The following is a 23,344-nucleotide window of genomic DNA, read 5'->3' as shown; positions in this document are numbered from 1 at the left end:
TGGATGACCTGGCTAAGAATTTAAGGAGAGGCTTAAATTATAACAAAAAACCGCCTAATTGGGCCGCCCTTCCTTGCTTAAATGACAACATTTCAAACTTGCAACGTAACGTTGCAACATTAGAATGCCAAGGACTAAACGAATTTGTTAAGGTACATTTAACCAATGTGAGGATTTATAATGAAAAGCACAACTCATCTATTAACAAACGATGGTAAACGTATTGCAAAACGTCTAGTTAATCATTGGAAACACAAATTTGAAGTACAAGAAACAGAACAAGATTTCAAAATCTTAATGCCTACAGCAACCATTACTCTTACACCAGAAATAGAGCAGTTAAACGTTGCTATTGATAGCCAATTAGATGACCACGACCACTTAGAAAAAGTTGTACTTGATCATCTAAATCGTATGGCTCAACAAGAATTTCAGGTGGAATGGCAGCATTAATTAGCCATTTACCTTTTCTAACTGGATTGCATGAAACTGCAAATGCTCATCCATAAAGGTTTGAATAAAGTAATAGCCATGATCATAGCCAGCATGTTGTCTTAAAGTTAAGGGCTGTCCCGCTTTTAAACATGCTTGCTTAAATTTTTCAGGGTGAAGCTGTTCATAAAATTGATCATCCAATCCCTGATCAAGCAAAATTTCATCAAATACTGCACCATTTTTTGAAACTAAGGCTGTGGCATCATGAGCCAGCCAGCTACCGCGGTCATCCCCTAAATAATGACTAAAGGCTTTGTCTCCCCATGCACATTCAGTTGGTGCACAGATCGGTGCAAAAGCAGATACAGACTTGAACTTTTGAGGATATTTAAACGCTAAAGTTAATGCCCCGTGGCCACCCATTGAGTGCCCAAAGATACCGACTTGTTGAGCATTTACAGGAAAGTTTTTCAAAATAAGTGGATATAACTCATCAATCAAATAGCTTTCCATTTGATAATGATCAGACCAAGGTGCTTGCGTTGCATTAATATAGAAACCTGCACCTTGACCTAAATCCCAATTATCCCCTGCAGCGACTTGTTCTCCACGAGGAGAAGTGTCTGGCGTAATCAATATTAAACTTAACTGTGCTGCCATATGCTGTGCATGTGCTTTTATGGCAAAGGTTTCTTCAGTACAAGTTAAACCTGCTAAATAAAACAAGGTTGAACAAGGTTTACCTTCTAAAGCGGCTGGTGGCAAATACACACCAAACTTAGCCGGTCCTTTTAAATAAGAAGATTCAAATTGGTATATACGCTGCTCACCCTCAAAGCAGCGGTTTTTTTGCAGGAGTTGCATCGTTTTTGGCCTCTGTTTTTGTTTGAGCAATATCTACACTACCAGTATTTTGCTGAGGAAATAGATACTTTTCCAATTGAGGTAGCATGAGTTCCATATTTTTACCAATCATCCACTGAGGCTCTGAAGGTTCTACACCTTGAGCCACTTCCCATTTGGTTACTGTTTGCTTAGCTGTACTAAACGAATCTTTCATCGAAGATTGCTCTCGCATAGCCAAATCAAAGAAAGCCCGACCAAAATAGGTATAGTCGGCTTCGTTATTACATCCAAAAGAAGTTTTATCAGCAGCAGATGCAGTAATAATTAAGGTATCTGGAGACTGTAAAGCAGGAATAAAGCTTCCTGAATAACAGGCAGAGATGACAATCACACGCCAGCGAATACCGGATTTATCAAGTGTTTCACGCAACCATTTAGGGTCTACTTGCCCTAGATCTAATGGTGCATTCTCAATTTCGAAGTGATTTTGTTCACCGTGTGAAGTCATATATAGAAATAGTACATCACTATCACGGTTCATTTGCTGCCCCATACGGCGTAGGGCTAACTCTATACTGGTTTTAGAGGCAATCGGAATTTCAGTACGCGTATCTGGATTATTGACCAGCATCATTGACCGACCAATTGTTCCAAAACGTGTATCAAACTGTTCTTTAATACGGACTACTTCCGATTTAAAAACATCTTGGTAGCTGTCACCTGCCACGCCTAAAAAATACCAATGACTTTTTGCCTGCTCACCATATTCGACTTGCTCTAAAGAATCATTCAACAGCTTACTTTGCGCATAAAAAGCATCTTCAGCAAATGTGGGAGCTGAATCTTCAACCTTCCAAATCGGTTGATCTTTTACAGAAAGCTGCCAGACCACCATCGTCGCAATAGTCGCAACCATGACAAGTGCACGCTCCCACCAAGGCCACTTAAGCTCACGTGAGAAAACCCAAATCACCGCTAAACTTTGCCACACAAACAAAGCTACAAATAAGCTCGGTAAAATTCCGTTATAAATGGCATCTGGAATAAAGTTGAGATAACCGTTAGAACCTAAATACTGAATTAAACATTGAATTAATAAGATATTTGTATCTAGAACCAACCAAAGTAAAGCTGGTACTAGCATTAAGCGAGGTTGGTTGGTGCGCTGTGATAAAAATATACCGACAATTAAGGCAATAAACGGCCAAAGTGCGTAACCAATTAACCCTTGTGAATTGAAATCACCAATTTGACCGGCCACAAGCCAGCTATAAAGAGAGTTAGTACATCCCCCTAAAATTCCCCAGACAATGAGCTGAAGAATAGATGGATGTACAATTTGTAAAGAACGTCTTGATCCCAAAAACAGCCACATTCCGGCAATTTGGTTGCTTTTAAAATCATGCCAAAAGTTAATGGAGGGTTTAAGATCAATCATAAAAGGTTTTCAAAAATTTCGTTTTTGTCAGGCATCTTAAGTGTATGCCTGCTAAGAATTTTAGCAATCATGCTTTTGAACTATATCACATATATTTGTACATTATTCAAGCAATAAAACCTAACCTTACATAAGCCTACTGAAAATACGCATCAAAACGACAAGCATCTCCTTGCCATTGATGAGCTGGCTCTTGATTTGCCAGAAAAACAGCATGGCGTGGTCGTTTAACCACCACACGTTTAGCAACTTTCTGCGCCAGAAACAGTAAATTATCACCTAAATCCATTTCGCCATCTTCGGGTAAAAGGAGATGTAAAAGCTGCATCTGTTTTTTAACTTGAGCTTGCTTTTTGACTACTTGATGATTCTGATCACGCTGCGGAAACATCGGGTCTAGATAAACCACATCAACCATTTGAGCTGTTTGCTGTAACTGTTGTAAATAACTTGCAGAGTCAGCAAAGATCAGTTGAATCCGATCCATAAACTGACTTAAAAAGCTATCTTGTTCAGCTTGGGCTTTTGCATCTTCAAGTAAGGTAAATAAAATCGGATGGCGCTCAACCAATTGTATTTGTGCGCCCAAATAAGCCATGAGCAAACTATCGTGGCCTAAACCAGCTGTAGCATCAATTAAGGTTGGTTTTTCACCTAACTGACAAGCCCGAGCAATCATTTCTGATTTAAGACTTGCACGTTTTAAACGGGAAATTTCGGCTTTCCAGTCGGGCTGCATTTTCATGCCATTTGCTGATAACCATAGCCCATTTTCATCTACACAAAGTGCCAATTCAGGATTTAAACGCAAAAAACGTGCATTCAGCTTTTCAACTGGCTGCAATTCAACAGTCACACCTCTAGAACAAAGCACAGCTTGGTAGTTCTGAGCTTGTTCTTGAAAATCTACTTCAAAATATATGTGCATGAGTAGTGCCTTTATTTTGCTTTACCCTGATCTGCTATTTTTTTCCATGCATCATCACGTAAATAAACTGGCAAAGCATGTTCAGCATCAACCCACTGCTTTTGCGCTGCATAAACACGTGCAATAGAAGCAATGTCTTGTGCAGTTGCAGTGATTGTTTGATGCTCTGCATCAGCTTGAAGGAGCTTTGCACCCGAACCAATTAAGCAATGTTTTGCATAAGCAGTCGCTGGTTCGTAGCCCATTAATTTTTCTTCATCAATACATTGCATAATTCCATGTTCATCTAGAACAAAACTTGCAATATAAACTTCATTCATACGAGCATCGAGAACCGCAGTCACCTGTTCCAAACCTTCAAGTCGGTATGCTGCTTGTGCTAAAGCTTGTAAACTCGAAACGGGAATAACGGGTAAATCTTGTGACCATGCTAAAGCCTGAGTCACAGCTGCATTAATTCGGACACCACTAAAAGAACCCGGGCCACGACTAAAGGCAATCGCATCCAGACCAGCAACCTCAAGACCTGTTTGTTGTATCCCCTGCTCAATCATGGGCAAAATGGTCTGGGTTTGTGCTTTCGCCCGCGTATCGAGTTGAAAAAACAGTTCTTGGGTTTCATCGACTAATGAAATAGAACACTGCTCATTTGCAGTTTCCAACGCCAGCAATTTCATGCACAACCTTAGTATTAAATCAGATTAAAAACGGGGGTTATAATACCCCACTCGGCTCTGATAGGCGAGTTGTTCTCTGTCTAAATAAAAATGCCAAGATTTAACTTGGCATAATTTTTTTTGCTAAAAAAGAGTTAAAAGTGGAATTCTTTTAAATCAGCGTAGCTTTTAAAATGTTCAGCATAATGCAATGCACTCAACCGTATTTTAGCCGCACCATCTTCATCTAAAGTTTTAACAATTTTGCCGGGTGATCCCATAACGACTGAATTATCCGGAATGACTTTCCCTTCTGGAATTAAAGCATTAGCGCCAATAATACAATTTTTACCAATCACAGCCCGATTTAAAATCACGGCGTTCATACCAATCAAACTGTTGTCACCAATCGTACAGCCATGCAGCATGACTTTATGTCCGACCGTGACATATTCACCAATATTGAGCTCTAGCCCAGCATCGGTATGTAATACAGAATTTTCTTGAATATTAGAAAAATTACCAATTCGAACTACACAGTTATCAGCACGAACTACTGCACCAAACCAGATGCTGACTTGACGACCCAACTCTACTTGTCCAATCAACGTTGCTGTGGGAGCAACCCAACCATCCCATGGTTCATGTAAGGCTTTTGGGTGCTGTCCTTGATAGCTATACATCATAATTTATCAGTCCTGATCATTTATTCTTATGAGAAAATTTTGGCATACCAAAGGTTGGTGAGTTAAGTAAAAATGGCCAATCTTTTTGATAACCTAACCCGTATTTAAACAGAGCAACTAGCATACGAGCAGTTAAACCCCAAATAATTTCATTATCAATCTGTAAACTCGGAAAATATAAAGATTGATGGGCATAACGTACTTCGTGAGGCGTTGGTCTTGTCTCGATGAGTTGCTGCAACGGCACGAAAAAGATTCGATCAATTTCCGTAGGTTGAGGTATTAACGTAATCTCTGGAGGAATAAGCCCAACGATGGGTTTTACAGATAACCCGCTTCTTGCACGTTGCATTGGCAAATCGCCGAGCAACTGCACATCAAAAGGATTTAAAGCGGTCTCTTCCTGAGCTTCTCTTAGCGCAACAACAATATTACTCGTGTCACTTGGATCACGCTTTCCACCAGGAAAAGAAACTTCACCAGCATGATTGTTCATGTGTATTGAACGGCGAGTGAGTAATACCTTAGGATTATTTTCATTTGTAATAGCAATGAGTACTGCAGCTTGTGCTTCTTGTATGCGGGTGGAAAAGCGCAATCTTTGCTGTAACTTTTGTGTTAGCAAGTGCTCTTCCATACCATTCACCTATTATTCTGTCTCTCTTTGCATCATATCTGAAAAATAAACTTAGGGAATAGAGTTGATGCGTAAGTCTAAAAATTCAGTTATGCTGAGGCATCTCTATACTCGATGATAATTATGAGTTTCTGTGTAGCGTGTGGGCATAAAACCGAACAAAAAATTCCTTTAGGTGATCATAAAGTACGTCGTGTTTGTACTCAGTGTGGCAATATCCATTATGAAAATCCTAAAGTAATCTGTGGTGCCTTAGCGTTATGGGAAGACAAAGTATTACTCTGTCGTCGTGCTATTGAACCTCGTTATGGTTTATGGACCCTACCTGCTGGTTATATGGAATTGTTCGAAACCATGGAGCAAGGAGCAGCACGTGAAACTCGTGAAGAAGCAGAAGCCGAGATTGAAATAGAGCAACTATACTGTATGTACAATATTCCTCGTATTGGTCAGATTTATGTGTTGTTTAAAGCGCAGCTGAAAGATGGAATTTTTGGTGCAGGCGAAGAAAGTATCGAGAGTCGTCTGTTTGAAGAACATGAAATTCCATGGGGTGAGCTTGCCTTCCCTAGCGTTGAACACACACTAAGACATTATTTTGAAGACCGTAAAAAACAAGTTTTCCCAACACATCTTGAGACTTTAGGTACTCGTTTAGACCATACAGGTTAATCAATTAGATAATAAAAAAGACCGCTAGACGGTCTTTTTTATTTGTTTAATATTTTAAGATTTAGTTTTAATCGCATTACAAGCTGGGATAGACTGATTCGCCAGTTTAATCGTTACGCTACCAATCATGCGTTGAGCCAAAGCTTTTTCAGCATCGGTTGGTGCCGGACTAATATCCTTAATATTATTATAAACAGCCTGATAATAAGCGTGTAAGTTAATCCAATTCACTGTTGTATTTTCAAAGGTACTCAAATTAATACTATTACCTGTATTTTGACCAGCTAATAGATTGTAAATATTAATCTTAGCGCCACTCACTGAAATCGAATCATCTATATTATCTTTTATATCAGAATCCTGTTTCACTATAGAATTAAGTCCCATCATAATCCCATTAAGGTTACCTAACTGAGGATTTGATAAAATCATACGAACTGTAATCGAACTATCATTATCTGAAGATTGTGTACCACCTGTAGTCCCGATCCGATATTGTTGAATACCATTACTATCAATCAGACTAGTATCTGCGACTGTCGCACACTGACCTGATTTGTCGGTGTCAGTTGCATTTGGCTTAATATCTGTACGAATATCACCATACTCATCAACCACAATACCCAAATCAATTGGAGCAAGTCCTGCTGTATTAAACTTAAAAGTTAAAGTTGCATATAACGGAAATACATAACGCTGACCAGAGCTCACATTTTTCGATGTTTTAAAAATAGATTTCCCTAAATAACTTACTGGATTTGCTTTTAAAATATCTAAAGAACCATTATAAATTTCCGTACCTACAGCTTGACGCCACAAACCATAATGTTGTGCATTTCCAGCAGTAGTTGTGCGTGTTAACTGTTTATAAAAACCTTCGTTCCCCGCTACAGCATATTCATTAACGAGTTTACCTTGATAAATCTGTAAATCATTATTCGCATTACTGTCCACGCTTAAACGTAATGGCTGAGTAGACTGAATTTCTTTGGTAATTGGACTCAACCATCCTTTTTGTCCTGAAGCAACCATCTGTACAGGTTTTGCTTTGGTCAATAAAATAATGGCCGGCAATACACCTAAAATATTACCTTTATCATCTTTGGAAAGAGTTGCATCCCCCCGCCATTGTAAACCGTAACCAAAACCATAGCCTTGACGGTCTGTAAGCAAGAACATATTGCCCATCATATGACGTAAATTACTTGAAGAGGTACTGAAGCACTTAGTTAAAGATGTTTGATTACAACCATAGAAACCCAGTGGAAGAGGTTCTGGTAGATTATTAAATCCAGCATATATTGCTTCATTGGCTTGATATAATCCAGCATTAGCGATATTTGTTGATTGAACAAGCAACTCGTAAGCTTGGTCATCAGAAACTTTGCTTACATCTAACCAAGGTTTTAAGATGTTTGCATATTGACCACTTTTCCATTCAGCTACAGTCACATCTTGTGTCAAACTGCTCAGTAAGTCTTTCTTATCTTGAGTAAATTGAGTTGGCTGTAAATCACCAATCACGTTATCGCCACGTTCAATACCAATACTTTGAAATAGCTTAATTAAAGCCATCGCAACTCTAATAGTTGGATCAGTATTGCTCATGGAAGTTGGAGTCTGACCAGTTAATGCTGTAGCCATATCTAACACAGTTAAATGTACAGTCCCATACTTACCAAGTGAATCAAGCTTTATTGTTCCTAAAGAGATCTTACGTGCATTATTTCCTTGCAAATAAAGCGATATCGTTTCATCTGACCTACCACTACTAATACTACAAGCGCCTCCAACCGAGTTACGGTCTAGTTTTGTAATGTAATGCTGATTAGGAGATAAACTACAATCAAAATTTAGGCCAGCAATTGGATAATCCAGTTCAAAGTTTAAACAAGATTCATCTGAAATATTAGCTGCTTTACAAGCTAAATTGGTGGTTGGAATACCACCCCCTCCTTGTGTAGGATCTTCGTTAATTGTTGAACCGCCACCACCACAACCATTTAATAAGATTGCCAGTGTGGATAATGCAAAAGGTAATAAAATTTTGTTACTCATCATAATTCCTAATTTATTTTTAACGTAATACTGAAATTTTAATTTGTCCCTGATTCGATAGTTCTTGATCCGGCATGTCCACAGCAGAAGATAAAGGCGTCAACATAATATAATAAGAGCGATCAGGCACTTGTAAGACACCTGAAATCGATGCATGTTGCAAAATCGTCGCAGGATATGCTTTACTCTTAAAACCACTAGCACCTTCTAAAACACAACCCTTTTCATCTAAAAAAACTGCGAGTGGCCAATAATATACTGGCTTCTCATTGGACATAGCATAGGATGCCACTTGTACATTCTTAATAGATGAATCTATTTTTATAACTTCGTATTCAAATTTCTCTTTGAGCGGTTTTCTTGGCCATAAACCAACTTCTTTATTCTGGCTTAATTTTTTAATTGACTTATTATCATCTTTAATAAAGCACATATCATTCTCAAAAGTATTCGCTAACTCCTGATGTGACAATCTTACATAAGTAGGAGCTAGCACAACAGAAGAGACTTGATCTTCTCGTGATCGATTTAATACATTATCAAGAATAGACTGACTGACACCTTTTTTACGTTCAATAGACTCCGTACGGCCTAAGCCATCCGGCATAATATAAAAACGTTTTTTACCTTCAAGATTAAACTCTTGTTTCTCTAAGTATTCATTATTAACGTATTCAACACCATCAATTGTAATATAATTCTTCTCATTCTTTTTTTGTGTTAGCACTGGTGGAGTAACCATATCCTTAGTCGAGGATGGAACTGGATTTGACTTTAATTTTTCTTTACTACTACTCAAATCAGACTTTTTCTCAATAGCTTCTGCTTTTTCTATACCTTTTTTTGTCTGTATTGAGACTGCAGTTGATGCAGTTGATGCAGTTGATGCAGTTGATGCAGTTGATGCAGTTGATGCAGTTGATGCAGTTGATGCAGTATTAGACAATTTTGATACTGTTTTAGGCAATGGTGTTAATTTTTGAGTTGTTTCAGGTAAAACTCTTTCTTCTGAATGATTTACCTTTACATCTGGACGAGCTAATACTTTAGACGGTGAGACCACCGTCTGTTCTACCCTTTTGCTCGGCACAATCATAGGACGGCCATCGGGACCTATAATCGTATAAAAACCGTCTGCATAAACAGCAGAGTTAACTACTATTGCAACAAAAAAAGTCGCAATAGCAAGTCTAGACCGAGACATCCGTTCGCAATGTAATTTTACCATTTTGTTCTATAATTTAAACCGAGCACTGTAACTTTGGTATTGGTTTTAACATCTAAGCCTGCATAAGGATTTAACAGGATATTATCAACACCACACTTGTTCGATAGGCTACTCGTACAGGCGGGAATATTATCGCGACTCCGTAAAAAACCTATCGAAAGATCCAGATCTGTATCTGCATCAAATCGGTATCCAACACCTAAGCCAAATAATTGCGCATTATTAATTGGAATCATTGTATTACGTTTATCATTGGGAATAGCGCTAGCACGAGGCTCATAACCAGCGCGCAATTTTAAACGATCCGTTGCTGAATATTCTAAACCAATGCCCCAACTCCAAGGGGAAGTAAACTTCAAAGGTAAAGCCAAAGAAGCATCCGATACATCATTCGATAAAAGTTTGGCAACTTTTAATAAAGTAATCTGTCTATCAAATTCAAATTTAAACTTATCCCATGCTGCATAGTCAGTCCAACCTACATCAAAGTTAACTTGTAAATCGGGTAATATTTTATATTTAATACCTGCCTGAAAATGCGCTGGATATTCAAGATCCATTGCGACCAACCCAGATTCAGTATTTGGTACATTCCCTGGTAACCCAAGAATAGCTGCTAAAACCTGACCTGTAGCTGATGAGTTTAACCCCTTAATCAACTCTTGAGGAGCTCTGGCATTATTAATCAGATATTTCCCTTTCATACGCATTTTGGCAGAACTTTGATAGACCATTCCAAAGCCAAAATCATCCGTCGGCTCCCAAAGCAATCCTAAGTTATAACTAGGACTTAAAGATTGCTCCATTGAAACTTGAAGTGATCCCATTTTATTAAAGGGATTCATACCTTCTTGAGTATTACATAGACCAAATAACAATAGATTGGTAATCATATCATTATTGTCTTTAAACGGCCCACAAACTACATCATCGACCATACGCAATACCCCAATCATCTCGTTGGGAAATCGCAAATCTGTTTTCATAGCAAGAGCGTTATATGACATGCCAATAGATGCACCTACAGATAAATGGTCATTTACCTGATAGCCAAAGGATGGAGATAAATAAGTAATACGTTCTACAGCTACCTGCTGTCCCATATAGTTGCCAGCATTACCATTTTCAGCACCAAAACCAGCAATTAAAGGTGCATACATTGCAGTAGCATAGGTCAACTTTGAACCTGGAGGTTTGTAGGCAATCCCTGCGGTAGGTGCAACGAGTGGATAACCAGCCCCCAGATCAACCATTTTTTTAAGAATCGGTATATATAAGCTGGCATATTCAACATCCCCTCGTACAGGACCCTTAAAATCGGTACAAATATTGGCAGTAACTTCAGGGCCATCATTACAAACAAGAGGGTCATCTGAATAACCAAACACGTTATAGCCAGGAGGTGCTGAATACTCACGCTGAATATCGAAATTAGCTAAAATTCCTTGCACATCAGTTTGCAACCCATCAATCTTAGCTAAAGCTGCGGGGTTAAAATGAACTGCACTAATACCAGGCGGATCTGCAGTTACAGCATTCCCCATCGATAGTGAACGAATATCAACAGCTAAGTTTTGTCCTAATTGAGCATTGGCAAAGCTAGAAAAACCGGAGATAACAATTGCCGCCGTTAAAGGACATAATTTAGGATATTTCACCTGCATATCTCCTTATTTGGTTTTTTTGCCAAAACCTATAAAATCTAACGGGAAAGACAGACCAAGTGAAACATCTGGTGCATCTTCGGTTAAACCTATACCAACCGTACCATTGACAATTGTTTCAGGTGAAACACGTACCCCTAAAGCAAAAGACAACATTGCACTACTTTGATCTGGCGACTTATATGATTCGTCTCCATTATTAAATTCAAACTCAGCATCCATGTTAAAGCTTTGTTGATACGACATGGTTAATGACACATCATAGTTAAATGAGTAAGCAAAACCGAATGAGAAGCCACCACTAATGCCCGGATCAAAAGAAGTTAAAATCCTTGGCCCCTTAGCCCCGCTACCACGCGCTTGATCTAAACCCGTTTCTTTAAATCCATAATTCGCAGATGCAGAAGCAAATAGAACCACTGGATCGATATATTTACGGGTACTTGCCCCGATCCCCGCAGAGTAATAACCCTTACCAGTTGAAAGTTCATCTAAACCGATTTCATAAGGACTATCACCAGTTTTTGTTGATAAACTACCAAAAAGAACCAATGGTAAACGGCCTTGCTTTAAAGGGAATGGTTCCCAACGTGCACCTAAAGAAATATCACCCAAACCGGCCGCTGTCGTGTCTCGAACAATTTCAGACTTTGCAACAAAAGGAACAGTTGCTGACAAAGTTAAGTTATCTAATAGACCGTATTGAACAGTAAAGCTGTTAGTTAAAGTATGATTCGCATCTTCTTCAATACGTAAACGATTTAATTGAGATGAGTTATCTGCTAAAGCCAAATCAATTCGAGTATCACGATAATAGGTATAATCGAGATCGTAATATCCCGAAATCCCGCCCTTTTTAATCAATGAATATTGGCGCTCACTCGATGTAAATACTTCTTGTAAGTTCGTTTCTTGTGTCGCATCGCCTTCTTTTTTCTGTAAGGCAGTAGCGGCTTGATCAACTCCAGTATTTGCAGGGGCAGTAGCAGATTCAGGAGTTGCCACTTCGGTAGTCGGAGCCAGACTCACTTCTTGAGCTGAACCTGTCGCTGGTGTTACTTCTGCTGCTGTAATTGCTTCAGAAACAACTGCAGTATTTTGTGCTTCTGTTTGTGTAACTTGATCATTTGCATAGAGTGTGCTTGTAATGGCGCTCATACTTAATGCCAACACACTCATATTCATCCATCGATTATTCATATTTCTTCCCACCCAATGTATTTATTTTACTTAGTTCATATTGATTATTTACGCTTGTAGTAAAGACGCATATAGGTTTCTATCGGCTGATTATAAGTTGCAGAATTTGGGTCTTTATCTAGCACCCGTCGCATGGTTGAAGCTTTATTTGCTAAACGGTCATAATTAAATGTTGGATATTGCACATCCACAAAGGCATAACGGTTAACAGTTGCATCTTCCACATGGCGCATATCTGAATCTTTTAGGGCCAATAAGTCTTTACGTTGAGATTCAGGGACAGAAACAACAAATAATGTATTATTATCCCAAACCTCTTTAAAGCGATTTTCATCAAAGCTGATATTCCCTAATGCAGGGTCAGCAACATAGACTCGTCCATCTTTATAAGCTTTATATACGACAAAATGCTTAAAACCAGCATAAGAAATTGGAACAATCGCGGGCTGTCCAAGATTGACCAAATCTGAAAACTCGCCACGATATCCCCCACTATCCAAACCAATAGCAGTTACAAAGCGCTTCATATCAAGTAGTGAGAAGCTTCGGCGTTCAATAATCCGCTGATATTCACCATACTGTAGCAAGCCACTCATGGTCTGCTGCTCAGTCAAGCTGGTGCCCACATAACCATTTAGAAGTGTAGTAAGCGCTGCTGAACCACAGCTATAGTCATATGCCTGTCGAACGATACCGCGAAACTGGTCTTCTACAGCAGGTTTAATCCTAACTGGTTCAATATGATTACGGCGAAAAGATAAATTACGTGAATCGGCAGTCTCTGTGTAATAAACAGTTCCTGGTGGCTTTTTTTCTATTTCGAAGGCTTCTGTCGCAAAGTAATATATCAATGCTGAGCCCAAAGCAATCTCTAACATAAGCACTTGTTCTAAATGGTGGCCTAACCGGCCTTATTCATTTTATTCTTAGAGCAATAGCTCTACATCCCTGTGTGTTGAAGATACCTTTTTTTTTTGTAAAAAACAGCTTTTTTTTAATCTTTTTGATGAATGTATAGTTCTACTTTAATTAAAGTGTTAATTAACTCTCATTTTTAAATATCAGTAGTTTCAATACATCTATTATTTATATAATAATTTTATATTAAACAAATATGTAAAATAATTTTCATTCAATAAAAAAAGCGCGTATTAAACGCGCTTTTTTTATTTTGAACTTTTTAAATTAGTGACCAGAAATTGTAATTGTAGAAGTACCTACATTTAAACCTTGAATCTCAACATCACCAATTGAAGCAGCAGTAGTTGTCGCTGTAGAACCTAAATGTACGCCTTGTACATAAATATTCATACCTTGAGTGCTGTTATTTTGGATTTTCAAACCATCTGGTACAACTGAAATATTCGCATTTACGTCTAAATCACCAGTTGTATTACCTGCACCACGAACCATAACTTTATCAAGAACAATTTGACCGCCACCTGCAGCGTCGTTAATACCAAAGTTAGATAAAGTTAAACCGCCTTGTAAGCTTGAATTTACTTTGATCATTGCACCTTGTGGAGTCGAACCTAACTGAACATTTGCCGAAATCGCCCCTAAAGACAAGTCTAGACCAGAGATAATTTCCGTTGGAGCTGTTTCAGTAATTCCACGTACCGCAGTAGTTGTATTTAATGTGCCTGAAGTACCTACACCAATAGAACCAACACTTACATCAACTGCACCAACATTTGCAGCAACGTTTAAAAACGCACCATTTGTACCTGAAGCACCAACGCTGTCAATTTTAAGATCTAACAAGTTTGCTGTTGGATCAGCCTGTTTAACTGTTACTCCGCTTATTACAATTGCACCAGCAGTTGCTGCAGCACCCGTAATACCTGTAGCAGGATCTAAACCATCATTATCATGAACAATTAATTTATCGACAGAGATAACGCCAGAACCTAAAGCGATACCGATGTTAATACCATCTTGACCTGTAGCAGCGCTTAGTGCAGCATCGTCCATGGACTGCATTGCCATTGCATTTGCACTGATAGCTAAAGAAGAAACTAAAGCAAGTTTAGTGAACATTTTCATTGAGCACTCTCCCAAGAGCATTTATTTTTTGACTTTAACCACTCTCATTGTCTCGAGTTGCATTTTTCTTTATATGGCAACCGAAACTTCCAATCCTTGAGTAGTTTTGCTTAGCAATTACTAAATTACATCTACGTTACTTTTTGTTCAACTAGTGTTGTGCATTTTTTGCCAACTACCCGACAAACGGTACACTCAATTTATTTCACTTTTAGCCTCCAAATACAACCCAATTCCACACTAAAATTCGACTATTTTTTCAGCGAAAAGTACCTCACTTATAAGTCTTCTCCCTTATGATCCATAAGTTGTAGTAAACTAATATTTCCCTCATTAACTATTCTCTTATTTAAAAATGTCTCAGTTAAAGAAAAAAATCTCATTACATGGTAAAAATGCTGCCGAGATTTTAAAAATTTTACAAGGATTAACTGGGCTCATTTATTTAAATGACAATAACTACCCTATTATTGGTTTTCTGCCTCAACAATACATTATTATTAAAAATAAGAATAATTTAGTTTTTCAGCGTCAATATTTTAATGAATATAAAAATATATCAAAATCAAATCAATTATTGGACTTTATTCAAATTAAAGAAAACAATTTAAAAGGAAATAAAAATATTAAATCGGCAACAAGTTTTAACGGCGGTTACATGGGGTTTATTAGTTACGATTTTGCTGCACATCAATTTATTAATACTCAAACTCATATACAGCCATCTTTATTCTTAGGCCAATATCGTTCTTTTTTAAAATATATAGATAATGATTGGTATTTTTTTAGTGATGAAGTAGATGCACTAGATCTATTCAAATATATTGAAATGAAATTAGAGAATTTTAATTCTAATAAATCTAGAAATATATTTGAATTAAAAACTTCTATTCAGCCAAGATGGTCCAAAGAAAAATATTTTGAAGCTTTTAATAAAATACAAGAATACATTAAAGCTGGAGATTGTTATCAAATTAATTTAACCCAAGAATTTAAAGCCGATTTTAAAGGATCCTTATTAAATAAAGCAGAAGATTTATGGAATCTTACTAATGCACCATATGCAGGTTATTTAAAATTAGATCAATTTGAATTATTAAGTTGTTCTCCTGAGCTTTTCATTGAATTCAATCAAAATAAACAAATTAAGACCCGACCTATTAAAGGAACCATGCCTCGATATGAGGATAGTGAAAAAGATTTTATTTCTAAACAAACTTTAAAAAACTCGCAAAAAGATCAGGCTGAGAATGTCATGATTGTTGATTTATTACGTAATGATTTGAGCATTTATGCCAATACCGGGTCGGTAAAAACAACGCAATTATTCGAGATTGAAAGTTTTAATCAAGTACATCACATGGTAAGTGAGATCGTTGCGACTCTTAAAGATGATATCAACCCAATGCAAATGTTGCTCTCTGCTTTACCGGGGGGATCAATTACAGGAGCCCCAAAAATCCGGGCAATGCAAATTATTGAAGAGTTAGAAGAAGAAGCAAGAGGTGCTTATTGCGGGACATTAGGTTACTTCAATTTTGATGGAACGGGTCGCTGGAATATACTTATCCGCAGCTTTCAACAATATCAAAATCAGCTTTCTTTGTGGGCCGGCGGTGGTATTACGATTGCCTCAAATGCAGAAGCAGAATATCAAGAAAGCCTTGATAAAATCTCTGCCATGCTGAACTTGATGAACAGCACAGCAGAATAAAACTTAAAGAATATCTTGTTTTAACGTTTGCACCAAACGCATATTCTGCTCATCAGTACCCACTGTAATACGCAAAAACTGATTAATACGAGGCTTATTGAAATAACGCACAATAATACCTTGTTCACGTAATTTCTGGGCGAGTTTGCCTGCATCATGGACTGAGTGTGTAGCAAAAATAAAGTTCGCTTTGGATGGCAAAACTTTAAAACCCAAGGTAGTTAAGTCATCTACTAACTTTTCACGACTAGAAATAACTTTCTGTAGTTGTTCTTCAAAATAAGCCTGATCTTCAAAAGAGGCTACCGCAGCCGCAATTGCAAAACGGTCAATAGGATATGAATTAAAACTATTTTTTACAGCTTCAAGCGCCGCAATTAAATGTGGCTGAGCGATTGCAAAACCAACGCGCAAACCAGCTAATGAACGAGATTTTGAGGTTGTTTGACACACAACCAGATTCTCATAACGATTTACTAAACTCACCGCAGACTCGGCACCAAAATCAACATAAGCCTCATCTATTACCACCACCCGATCTGGATTTGCTTTTAAAATTTGCTCTATATCTGGCAAATTCATTGCAATACTGGTTGGTGCATTAGGGTTTGTAATAACAATCCCACCATTTGGTTGTATATAGTCCTTAGCTTCTATCTCGAAATTCTCATTAAGTGGAATTTCTTTAGTTTTTGTTCCAAAGAACTGACTATAAACTGGATAAAAACTATAAGTAATGTCTGGATAAAGAATCGGTTCGTCTTGAAGAAAAAAAGCTTTAAAAATATGAGCAAGTACTTCGTCTGAGCCGTTACCAACAAAAACCTGAGAAATCTCAATATTCTGTTGCTTAGCAATCGCTTGTTTTAAAGCTGTTGCATCTGGGTCTGGATATAAACGCAATGCATCAGCTTGATGGGTTAAAACAGCTTGAACTGCTTCAACTACTTTTGGTGATGGCGGATATGGGTTTTCATTCGTATTAAGTTTCAATAAATTCTGAATTTTAGGCTGTTCACCAGGAACATAAGGCTCTAATTCACGAACTTCTGGACTCCAAAAGCGCATTTGTGCTGTAGATAAAGTCATGGTCTTATCTCAAAAAAGGGCTGAAAATCAGCCCTGAGTAATAATTAAAACACTACAAGGTTTATAAGCTTATTGATAACGATAGCGTGCTGAGCGTGCGTGGGCATCTAAGTTCTCTTGAACAGCTAATATGTCGGCTGTTTTAGCTAAGGTTTTAACCCCATCTTTCGAACACATAATTAGGCTTGAGCGTTTTTGAAAGTCATAAACGCCTAATGGAGAAGAAAAACGAGCAGTTCCAGATGTCGGCAATACATGATTTGGGCCCGCACAATAGTCACCGATTGCTTCAGGTGTATAACGCCCCATGAAAATTGCTCCAGCATGACGAATATCTTCGCTCATCGCTTCGGCATCATCTAGGCATAGTTCCAAATGCTCTGGTGCAACCTGATTAATCAACTCAATTGCTTCTGCACGGTCTTTGACTAATACCAAAGCACCACGGTTTTCAATTGAAGTTCGCGCAATATCTGCCTTTGGCAGTTCATTTAAATGCTTTTCAATTGCCAACTCTACTTCATTGAACAAAGCTTCATCTGGAGTTATGAAAATAGCTTGAGCAACTGTGTCATGTTCAGCTTGGGATAAAACGTCCATTGCTAACCAATCTGCATTATTCTCACCTTCTGCATATACTAAAATTTCAGAAGGTCCAGCAATCATATCGATGCCGACTTGACCAAATACAGCACGTTTAGCAGCTGCTACAAAACGATTCCCTGGCCCAGTAATTTTATCTACAGCCGGAATTGTCTGTGTACCATAAGCTAAAGCTGCTACGGCCTGCGCGCCACCAATGGTAAAAACTCGGCTAACTCCCGCAAGGTAAGCTGCCGCAAGAACCAATGGGTTTAATTCACCATTTGGTGCTGGCACAACCATAATAATTTCAGGCACACCCGCTACATGAGCAGGTACAGCATTCATTAGAACTGAAGATGGATAAGAGGCCAAACCACCAGGCACATAAATACCGACACGGTCTAGGGGCGTAACTTTTTGCCCTAATGTATTGCCCAACTCATCCATATAAGTCCAGCTATCTTGTTTCTGAGCTTCGTGAAATGTACGAATACGCTTTGCTGCTAACTCTAGAGCATCACGAATTTCTGGGCTTAAACTATCAAAAGCAGTTTTAAGTTGTTCTTGAGATAATTCTAAATCTGAAAATTGATGCGCAGGATGTCGATCGAACTGTTGAGTAAGCTTTAAAACATGATCATCACCATGCTGACGAACATCAGCAATAATTTGATCTACTGTTTGCACTAAATTAAGATCATTCACGGTTTCAAATGCTAAAAGCTCAGCAAAAACCTGTTTGAAGTTCTGATCTTGAGTCGATAAACGTCGCATCAATTTACCCACAAGGCGAAAAAGAAAAAGTAAGTTTACTCTTTTTCTAAGCGCTTGTGGGCATCATCTAGCTTAACTATTGCAAAAGCATGATGGGAAATTGCTTTTAACGCGATTGAACAGCTTGTTCAAGCTGCGAAATGATTGGATTTAACAAAGTTTGTTTACGTTTAAAACTGGCTTTATTTACAATTAATCGAGAAGATACTTTGCAAATCTCTTCTAATGGCTCAAGACCATTCGCTCTTAAAGTATTACCAGTATCGACCACATCCACAATGTAATCACCCAACCCAACTAAAGGTGCAAGCTCCATAGAACCATAGAGCTTAATCACATCGACTTGCTCACCTAAGCTTGCATAATACTGACGTGTAAGATTGACATATTTCGTGGCAATTTTTAAACGACCCTTTGGATGCTCCATGCCTACTTTACCAGCTGTCATTAACTTACATTTAGCAATTTGCAAGTCAAGCAACTCATATACATGCTGAGCTCCATGCTCCATCAAAACATCTTTACCCGCTACACCTATATCTGCTGCACCATTTTCTACATAGGTTGGTACATCAGATGCACGTAAAATCAAAATACGTACTTGCTTATGCGTAGTAGGAAAAATGAGTTTACGAGACTTTTCCGGATCTTCGAGCAAATTAATACCCGCTGTAGCCAATAAAGGTAACGTCTCTTTTAAAATACGCCCTTTACTTAATGCCAAGGTCAAACCATGATCAAAATTACCCATCACATCAAAATTAGGATCATCGTTTCTTACATCATTCATTAACTTACTCGCTTAATTTTGGCACCTAAACCTTGAAGTTTCTCTTCGACATGTTCATAACCACGGTCAATATGGTAGATACGATCAATTAAGGTATCACCCTCTGCAACTAAAGCAGCCAGAACTAAAGAGAATGAAGCACGTAAATCTGTTGCCATAACAGGCGCCGCCTGTAAGGTTTCAACTCCGGTTACGACAGCATCGTGACCTTCTACCTGAATATTAGCGCCCATTCGTGACAATTCAGGAACATGCATAAAACGATTTTCAAAGATCGTTTCAGAGATTGTCGCAAATCCGCGGCCAATAACATTTACTGCCATTAGTTGTGCTTGCATATCAGTTGGAAATTCTGGATGTGGCAAAGTTCTAAAACTTACAGCTTTAGGACGTTTACCCAACATATCAAGTTCAATCCAGTCATCACCACGAGTGACTTCAGCACCCATTTCTTCAAACTTATCCAGAACAGACTCAAGCAATGCTGGATCCGTATGAGTTGTTTTTATACGGCCACCCGTAATTGCAGCAGCAGCTAAATAAGAACCTGTTTCAATGCGATCAGCAACAACAGCATATTCACAGCCATGCAAACTTTCTACGCCAGTTACAATAAGAGTATCTGTATCAAGGCCTTCAATCTTAGCGCCCATTTTAATTAACATTTGAGCAAGGTCAGTGATTTCAGGTTCACGAGCTGCATTACGAATAGTCGTAACACCGTCTGCCAATGCTGCTGCCATTAAGATATTTTCAGTACCGCCAACAGTAACCATATCAAAAACAACTTCACCACCTTTTAAGCGACCATCAACTGAAGCATGGACATAACCATTTTCAACTTCAATATGTGCACCTAAAGCTTCTAAAGCTTTTAAATGCTGGTCCACAGGTCTTGAACCAATCGCACAACCACCTGGTAAAGAAACTTTAGCATTACCATAACGTGCTAATAATGGTCCTAAGACCAAAATTGAGGCGCGCATCGTTTTTACCAATTCATAAGGTGCAAACTGATTATCTAAAGTAGAGGTATCTGCTTTTACTGTGTCATTTTCATAGCCAATCGTTACCCCTAATCCACCAATTAGCTTTACCAACGTATTAACATCTTTAAGATTTGGGACATTGGTTATTGTAATTGGAGAGTCTGCAAGAATAGTTGCAGCAAGTAAGGGTAAAGCCGCATTTTTAGCACCAGAAATGCGCACTTCACCTTCGAGCTTAACACCACCCGTAATTAAAAATTTATCCATTAAAATTTAAGCTCCGAAAAGGCTTGCTTTACGCCATTCATCTTTGGTCATTGCACGAATTGTTACTGCGTGAACTTCCCCACTTGCAATATAAGTATTTAATGGTGCATAAACTAATTGTTGACGAGCCACTGTACGCTTACCTTCAAATTGATCATCCACAATACGGAGGTCAAATTTTCCAGCCTGTCCGCTCACCGCTACTTCCGCTACTGGGAAAGCTTCTTTTAAAATTTGAGTGAGCTGTTCACTATTCATTGCAAAGACCTCTGACACACCTAAGGGGTAAAACGGAGTATTTTACTATAACTTTTTCCAAGAATTCAGTACGTGTTTCTATTTTATCAATAAAAAAGAGGCTATCTTTCAAGCCTCTCTTAGTTTCACAAAACTTATTAAACAGAAACAGTAACTTGCGAATAAGTACATTGCATTTTACGATATCTTAATAATTGTTTTTTTAATTTTTCAGTCAATTTTTTAATTGAAGTATACATATCATCAGCGGTTGCCTGAGCAAACAACTCAACCCCAGGCAATCTTACGATAGCCTCTGCAACATGATTTGAACTGCCCTTATGAGAGCGCTTATCAATTTGATGATCTTTCGTTAATTTAATCTGCATACTGTTCACCTGATCTAGGTGTTTCGTTAATTGATTAAATTTTGATTTAATATTTTCTTCTATAGCTGGTGTAATTGCTAAATGATGTCCACGAATCGTTATTTGCATAATTCTATCCCTCACCTTTTTTAGGTTATTTAAAGAAGAACCAAAACGATTTAATGCTATCAAAAAGAAACTTAGAACAATTAAACCATTTTAGCGACTCCTCTTGGTGAAATTAAAATTTCATTATTTCGTAATAATGAATCTTTAGAATAGCCATACTTCAAAATTCAGATCAAGACTTTTCTTTCAGACGATGAAGGAATATGTAACGATTCTCGATATTTTGCGACTGTTCTTCTTGCTACTTCAATTCCCTCATCTTTTAATAATGTAGCAATTACATTATCTGACAAAGGTTTACGCGGATTTTCACTTGCTACCAGCTTTTTAATCATTGCACGAATAGCAGTGGAAGAAGCCTCTCCTCCAGAGGTAGTACCTACATGACTAGAGAAAAAATATTTCAACTCAAAAAGGCCACGTGGGGTAAGCATATACTTATTTGTGGTTACGCGAGAAACTGTAGACTCATGCAATTCCACTTCTTCAGCAACATCTCGAAGAACCAGCGGTTTCATTGCTTCAGCACCTATTTCCAAAAAAGATTTTTGATGCTCAACAATACAGGACGCCACTTTTAATAGCGTTTTATGTCTTTCATCAATACTTTTAATAAAGTTTTTTGCTTCAAGCATCTGATTACGTAAATATAAATTGTCTTCACTTTGATCTGCTCTACGAATCATACTAGAGTAAAAAGTATTAATTCTTAGTTTAGGTAATATATCTGGGTTTAGTTGAACCTGCCAATGCAAATCTTTTTTAGAAACCACTACATCGGGAATTTGATAATCTGATTCTTGTTTATCAAAATCCATCCCTGGATACGGTTTCAATGTTTTTAAAAGATTGATTGCAAACTTCAATTGATCTTTCGTTAGACCTGTCTGCTTGAGTAATTTATTTAGATCATTTGCTATTAAAAGTTCATAATGTTGCAATAGGCTTTTTGCCTCGTTGAGATATTCAACGTCTTTCGATAAAAATTCGAGCTGTATTTTTAAACATTCTGCTAAATTACGTGAACCGATTCCTAATGGATCAAGTCTTTGAATATGCTTTAAAACAACCAAAACTTCATCTTCTTCTATCTCTTCTCTAATATCCATTTCATCCAATAATTGCTGTGATGCTAAAATGATTTCCTCTAATTCAGCATCCAAGAATCCTTTATCATCTAATGCATCAACAATACAGTAAGCAATTAATTGATCTATTTTAGAAAAGTGTAAGAGATTAACTTGTTCTAAAATATGTTCTTTTAAAGATAATTGAACTTGGCGATTATCCTCTCGCTCTTCAAACTCTGGAGTTGCCAAAGCGGTTGATTGATGAGTATAAATATCATCCCACTCAGTATCGACTGGTAAATCATCAGGCAAATGATTTGCATTTAATTCAGTTGTTAAGTCATCTGATTCTTTACTTTCTAATGTAGACAGACTTTCTATTAATGTTTCTTCTTCTATTTTTTCAAGTAAGGGATTACTATCTAGTTGGATCTGAATTTCCTGTTCAAGCTCTAAACTAGAGAGTTGTAACAAACGAATCGCCTGCTGCAATTGAGGTGTTAACGATAGAGAATTCGCAACTTTCAACCCAACAGATAATTTCATATATTTCAGATTCCATTAAACAAGCAAAAATCATGCCTATTCAATATTTATAACATATAGTTTCTATTTATCATATATATCAGTTTAAAATTTTCAGAAGAAAAAATAGTATTTTTAAATTAAAAAGCCTTACAACAGAATAATGTTATTGAATTAATTTTTAAAAATATGTCCTCAAACAATTATAAATTTCTTTTTATTGTTGGGTATTTAAATCTTGCACCGCGATAATTTTGAACTGCATAGGTAGAAGCTCAATTTTAATTGCTCATATCATAAGCAAAGATCGAAA

Annotated in this window: 22 protein-coding genes; 3 read left to right on the top strand and 19 right to left on the bottom strand. The window is 37.6% G+C overall.

Features of this window, described 5'->3' with window-relative positions:
* The first annotated feature begins 180 nt into the window (after positions 1 to 180).
* Positions 181 to 453 carry a DUF2218 domain-containing protein gene (locus KTH84_RS18590; RefSeq protein ID WP_133975265.1) on the top strand — a complete coding sequence of 91 codons (273 nt, stop codon included), beginning with the start codon at positions 181 to 183 and terminating at the stop codon, positions 451 to 453.
* Here KTH84_RS18590 and fghA read toward each other — a convergent pair whose 3' ends face one another.
* The 6 genes from fghA to KTH84_RS18560 all read right to left on the bottom strand — a co-directional run bounded on the left by fghA (position 454) and on the right by KTH84_RS18560 (position 5,635).
* Positions 454 to 1,299 (bottom strand): S-formylglutathione hydrolase, encoded by an 846-nt coding sequence (gene fghA / locus KTH84_RS18585; protein WP_262474706.1) that lies wholly within the window; start codon positions 1,297 to 1,299, stop codon positions 454 to 456. It abuts the gene before it with no gap.
* Positions 1,268 to 2,719: a C13 family peptidase gene (locus KTH84_RS18580; RefSeq protein WP_042898581.1), complete on the bottom strand. Its 1,452-nt coding sequence runs from the start codon at positions 2,717 to 2,719 to the stop codon at positions 1,268 to 1,270. Before KTH84_RS18580 ends, fghA begins: the two co-directional genes overlap by 32 nt.
* Before the next feature lie 136 nt (positions 2,720 to 2,855).
* Positions 2,856 to 3,647, bottom strand: a complete 792-nt coding sequence (locus KTH84_RS18575) for a class I SAM-dependent methyltransferase (RefSeq protein ID WP_262474704.1) — start codon at positions 3,645 to 3,647, stop codon at positions 2,856 to 2,858.
* Between the two features lie 11 nt (positions 3,648 to 3,658).
* Positions 3,659 to 4,324 carry a tRNA (adenosine(37)-N6)-threonylcarbamoyltransferase complex dimerization subunit type 1 TsaB gene (tsaB, locus tag KTH84_RS18570; protein ID WP_262474702.1) on the bottom strand — a complete coding sequence of 222 codons (666 nt, stop codon included), beginning with the start codon at positions 4,322 to 4,324 and terminating at the stop codon, positions 3,659 to 3,661.
* 134 nt (positions 4,325 to 4,458) lie between these two features.
* Positions 4,459 to 4,986, bottom strand: a complete 528-nt coding sequence (locus tag KTH84_RS18565; RefSeq protein ID WP_114253416.1) for a gamma carbonic anhydrase family protein — start codon at positions 4,984 to 4,986, stop codon at positions 4,459 to 4,461.
* A gap of 19 nt (positions 4,987 to 5,005) precedes the next feature.
* Positions 5,006 to 5,635 (bottom strand): CoA pyrophosphatase, encoded by a 630-nt coding sequence (locus KTH84_RS18560; RefSeq protein ID WP_133975273.1) that lies wholly within the window; start codon positions 5,633 to 5,635, stop codon positions 5,006 to 5,008.
* 114 nt (positions 5,636 to 5,749) lie between these two features.
* Between KTH84_RS18560 and KTH84_RS18555 the strand changes: the two genes are divergently transcribed.
* Entirely contained in the window at positions 5,750 to 6,298 is a 549-nt protein-coding gene (locus KTH84_RS18555) for an NUDIX hydrolase (RefSeq protein ID WP_202743715.1), read from the top strand.
* A 54-nt stretch (positions 6,299 to 6,352) separates the two neighbouring features.
* Here the strand turns inward: KTH84_RS18555 and KTH84_RS18550 are convergent, their stop codons facing one another.
* The 6 genes from KTH84_RS18550 to KTH84_RS18525 form a co-directional block, all read right to left on the bottom strand.
* A complete protein-coding gene (locus KTH84_RS18550) occupies positions 6,353 to 8,362 on the bottom strand; it encodes a protein FilF (protein ID WP_262474714.1) in 2,010 nt (669 codons plus the stop codon).
* 13 nt (positions 8,363 to 8,375) lie between these two features.
* A complete protein-coding gene (filE, locus tag KTH84_RS18545; protein ID WP_262474698.1) occupies positions 8,376 to 9,560 on the bottom strand; it encodes a putative pilus assembly protein FilE in 1,185 nt (394 codons plus the stop codon).
* A gap of 17 nt (positions 9,561 to 9,577) precedes the next feature.
* Positions 9,578 to 11,242, bottom strand: a complete 1,665-nt coding sequence (locus KTH84_RS18540) for an OmpP1/FadL family transporter (protein ID WP_133975281.1) — start codon at positions 11,240 to 11,242, stop codon at positions 9,578 to 9,580.
* Positions 11,243 to 11,254: 12 nt separating this feature from the next.
* Positions 11,255 to 12,448 carry a transporter gene (locus KTH84_RS18535; RefSeq protein ID WP_197730938.1) on the bottom strand — a complete coding sequence of 398 codons (1,194 nt, stop codon included), beginning with the start codon at positions 12,446 to 12,448 and terminating at the stop codon, positions 11,255 to 11,257.
* Between the two features lie 44 nt (positions 12,449 to 12,492).
* The gene (locus tag KTH84_RS18530) at positions 12,493 to 13,326 is read right to left on the bottom strand and encodes a C39 family peptidase (protein WP_004641305.1); all 834 of its coding nucleotides are present in this window, start codon (positions 13,324 to 13,326) and stop codon (positions 12,493 to 12,495) included.
* Between the two features lie 307 nt (positions 13,327 to 13,633).
* Complete coding sequence (locus tag KTH84_RS18525; protein ID WP_262474693.1) at positions 13,634 to 14,494, bottom strand: DUF6160 family protein; 861 nt, start codon at positions 14,492 to 14,494, stop codon at positions 13,634 to 13,636.
* Between the two features lie 355 nt (positions 14,495 to 14,849).
* Between KTH84_RS18525 and KTH84_RS18520 the strand changes: the two genes are divergently transcribed.
* The gene (locus KTH84_RS18520) at positions 14,850 to 16,208 is read left to right on the top strand and encodes an anthranilate synthase component I family protein (RefSeq protein WP_262474691.1); all 1,359 of its coding nucleotides are present in this window, start codon (positions 14,850 to 14,852) and stop codon (positions 16,206 to 16,208) included.
* A 3-nt stretch (positions 16,209 to 16,211) separates the two neighbouring features.
* Here the strand turns inward: KTH84_RS18520 and hisC are convergent, their stop codons facing one another.
* From hisC to KTH84_RS18485, 7 genes are all read right to left on the bottom strand, one after another.
* On the bottom strand, positions 16,212 to 17,297 hold the full coding sequence (gene hisC / locus KTH84_RS18515) for a histidinol-phosphate transaminase (protein ID WP_262474690.1): 1,086 nt from the start codon (positions 17,295 to 17,297) through the stop codon (positions 16,212 to 16,214).
* A gap of 69 nt (positions 17,298 to 17,366) precedes the next feature.
* On the bottom strand, positions 17,367 to 18,656 hold the full coding sequence (hisD, locus tag KTH84_RS18510; RefSeq protein WP_262474688.1) for a histidinol dehydrogenase: 1,290 nt from the start codon (positions 18,654 to 18,656) through the stop codon (positions 17,367 to 17,369).
* A 106-nt stretch (positions 18,657 to 18,762) separates the two neighbouring features.
* The gene (gene hisG / locus KTH84_RS18505) at positions 18,763 to 19,446 is read right to left on the bottom strand and encodes an ATP phosphoribosyltransferase (RefSeq protein ID WP_003655841.1); all 684 of its coding nucleotides are present in this window, start codon (positions 19,444 to 19,446) and stop codon (positions 18,763 to 18,765) included.
* Positions 19,446 to 20,702: a UDP-N-acetylglucosamine 1-carboxyvinyltransferase gene (gene murA / locus KTH84_RS18500; RefSeq protein ID WP_005043032.1), complete on the bottom strand. Its 1,257-nt coding sequence runs from the start codon at positions 20,700 to 20,702 to the stop codon at positions 19,446 to 19,448. Before murA ends, hisG begins: the two co-directional genes overlap by 1 nt.
* Positions 20,703 to 20,708: 6 nt before the next feature.
* Entirely contained in the window at positions 20,709 to 20,960 is a 252-nt protein-coding gene (ibaG, locus tag KTH84_RS18495; RefSeq protein WP_004794487.1) for a BolA family iron metabolism protein IbaG, read from the bottom strand.
* 137 nt (positions 20,961 to 21,097) lie between these two features.
* Entirely contained in the window at positions 21,098 to 21,436 is a 339-nt protein-coding gene (gene hpf / locus KTH84_RS18490) for a ribosome hibernation-promoting factor, HPF/YfiA family (protein WP_133975289.1), read from the bottom strand.
* Positions 21,437 to 21,603: 167 nt separating this feature from the next.
* Positions 21,604 to 23,052: an RNA polymerase factor sigma-54 gene (locus tag KTH84_RS18485; protein WP_262474684.1), complete on the bottom strand. Its 1,449-nt coding sequence runs from the start codon at positions 23,050 to 23,052 to the stop codon at positions 21,604 to 21,606.
* Between the last annotated feature and the right edge of the window lie 292 nt (positions 23,053 to 23,344).

The sequence above is a fragment of the Acinetobacter sp. WU_MDCI_Abxb74 genome (assembly GCF_025513915.1).
GTDB classification, from domain to species: domain Bacteria; phylum Pseudomonadota; class Gammaproteobacteria; order Pseudomonadales; family Moraxellaceae; genus Acinetobacter; species Acinetobacter calcoaceticus_C.
The sequence above is the reverse complement of the archived record's forward strand: the minus strand, read 5'-3'. Positions and strand labels throughout refer to the sequence as shown.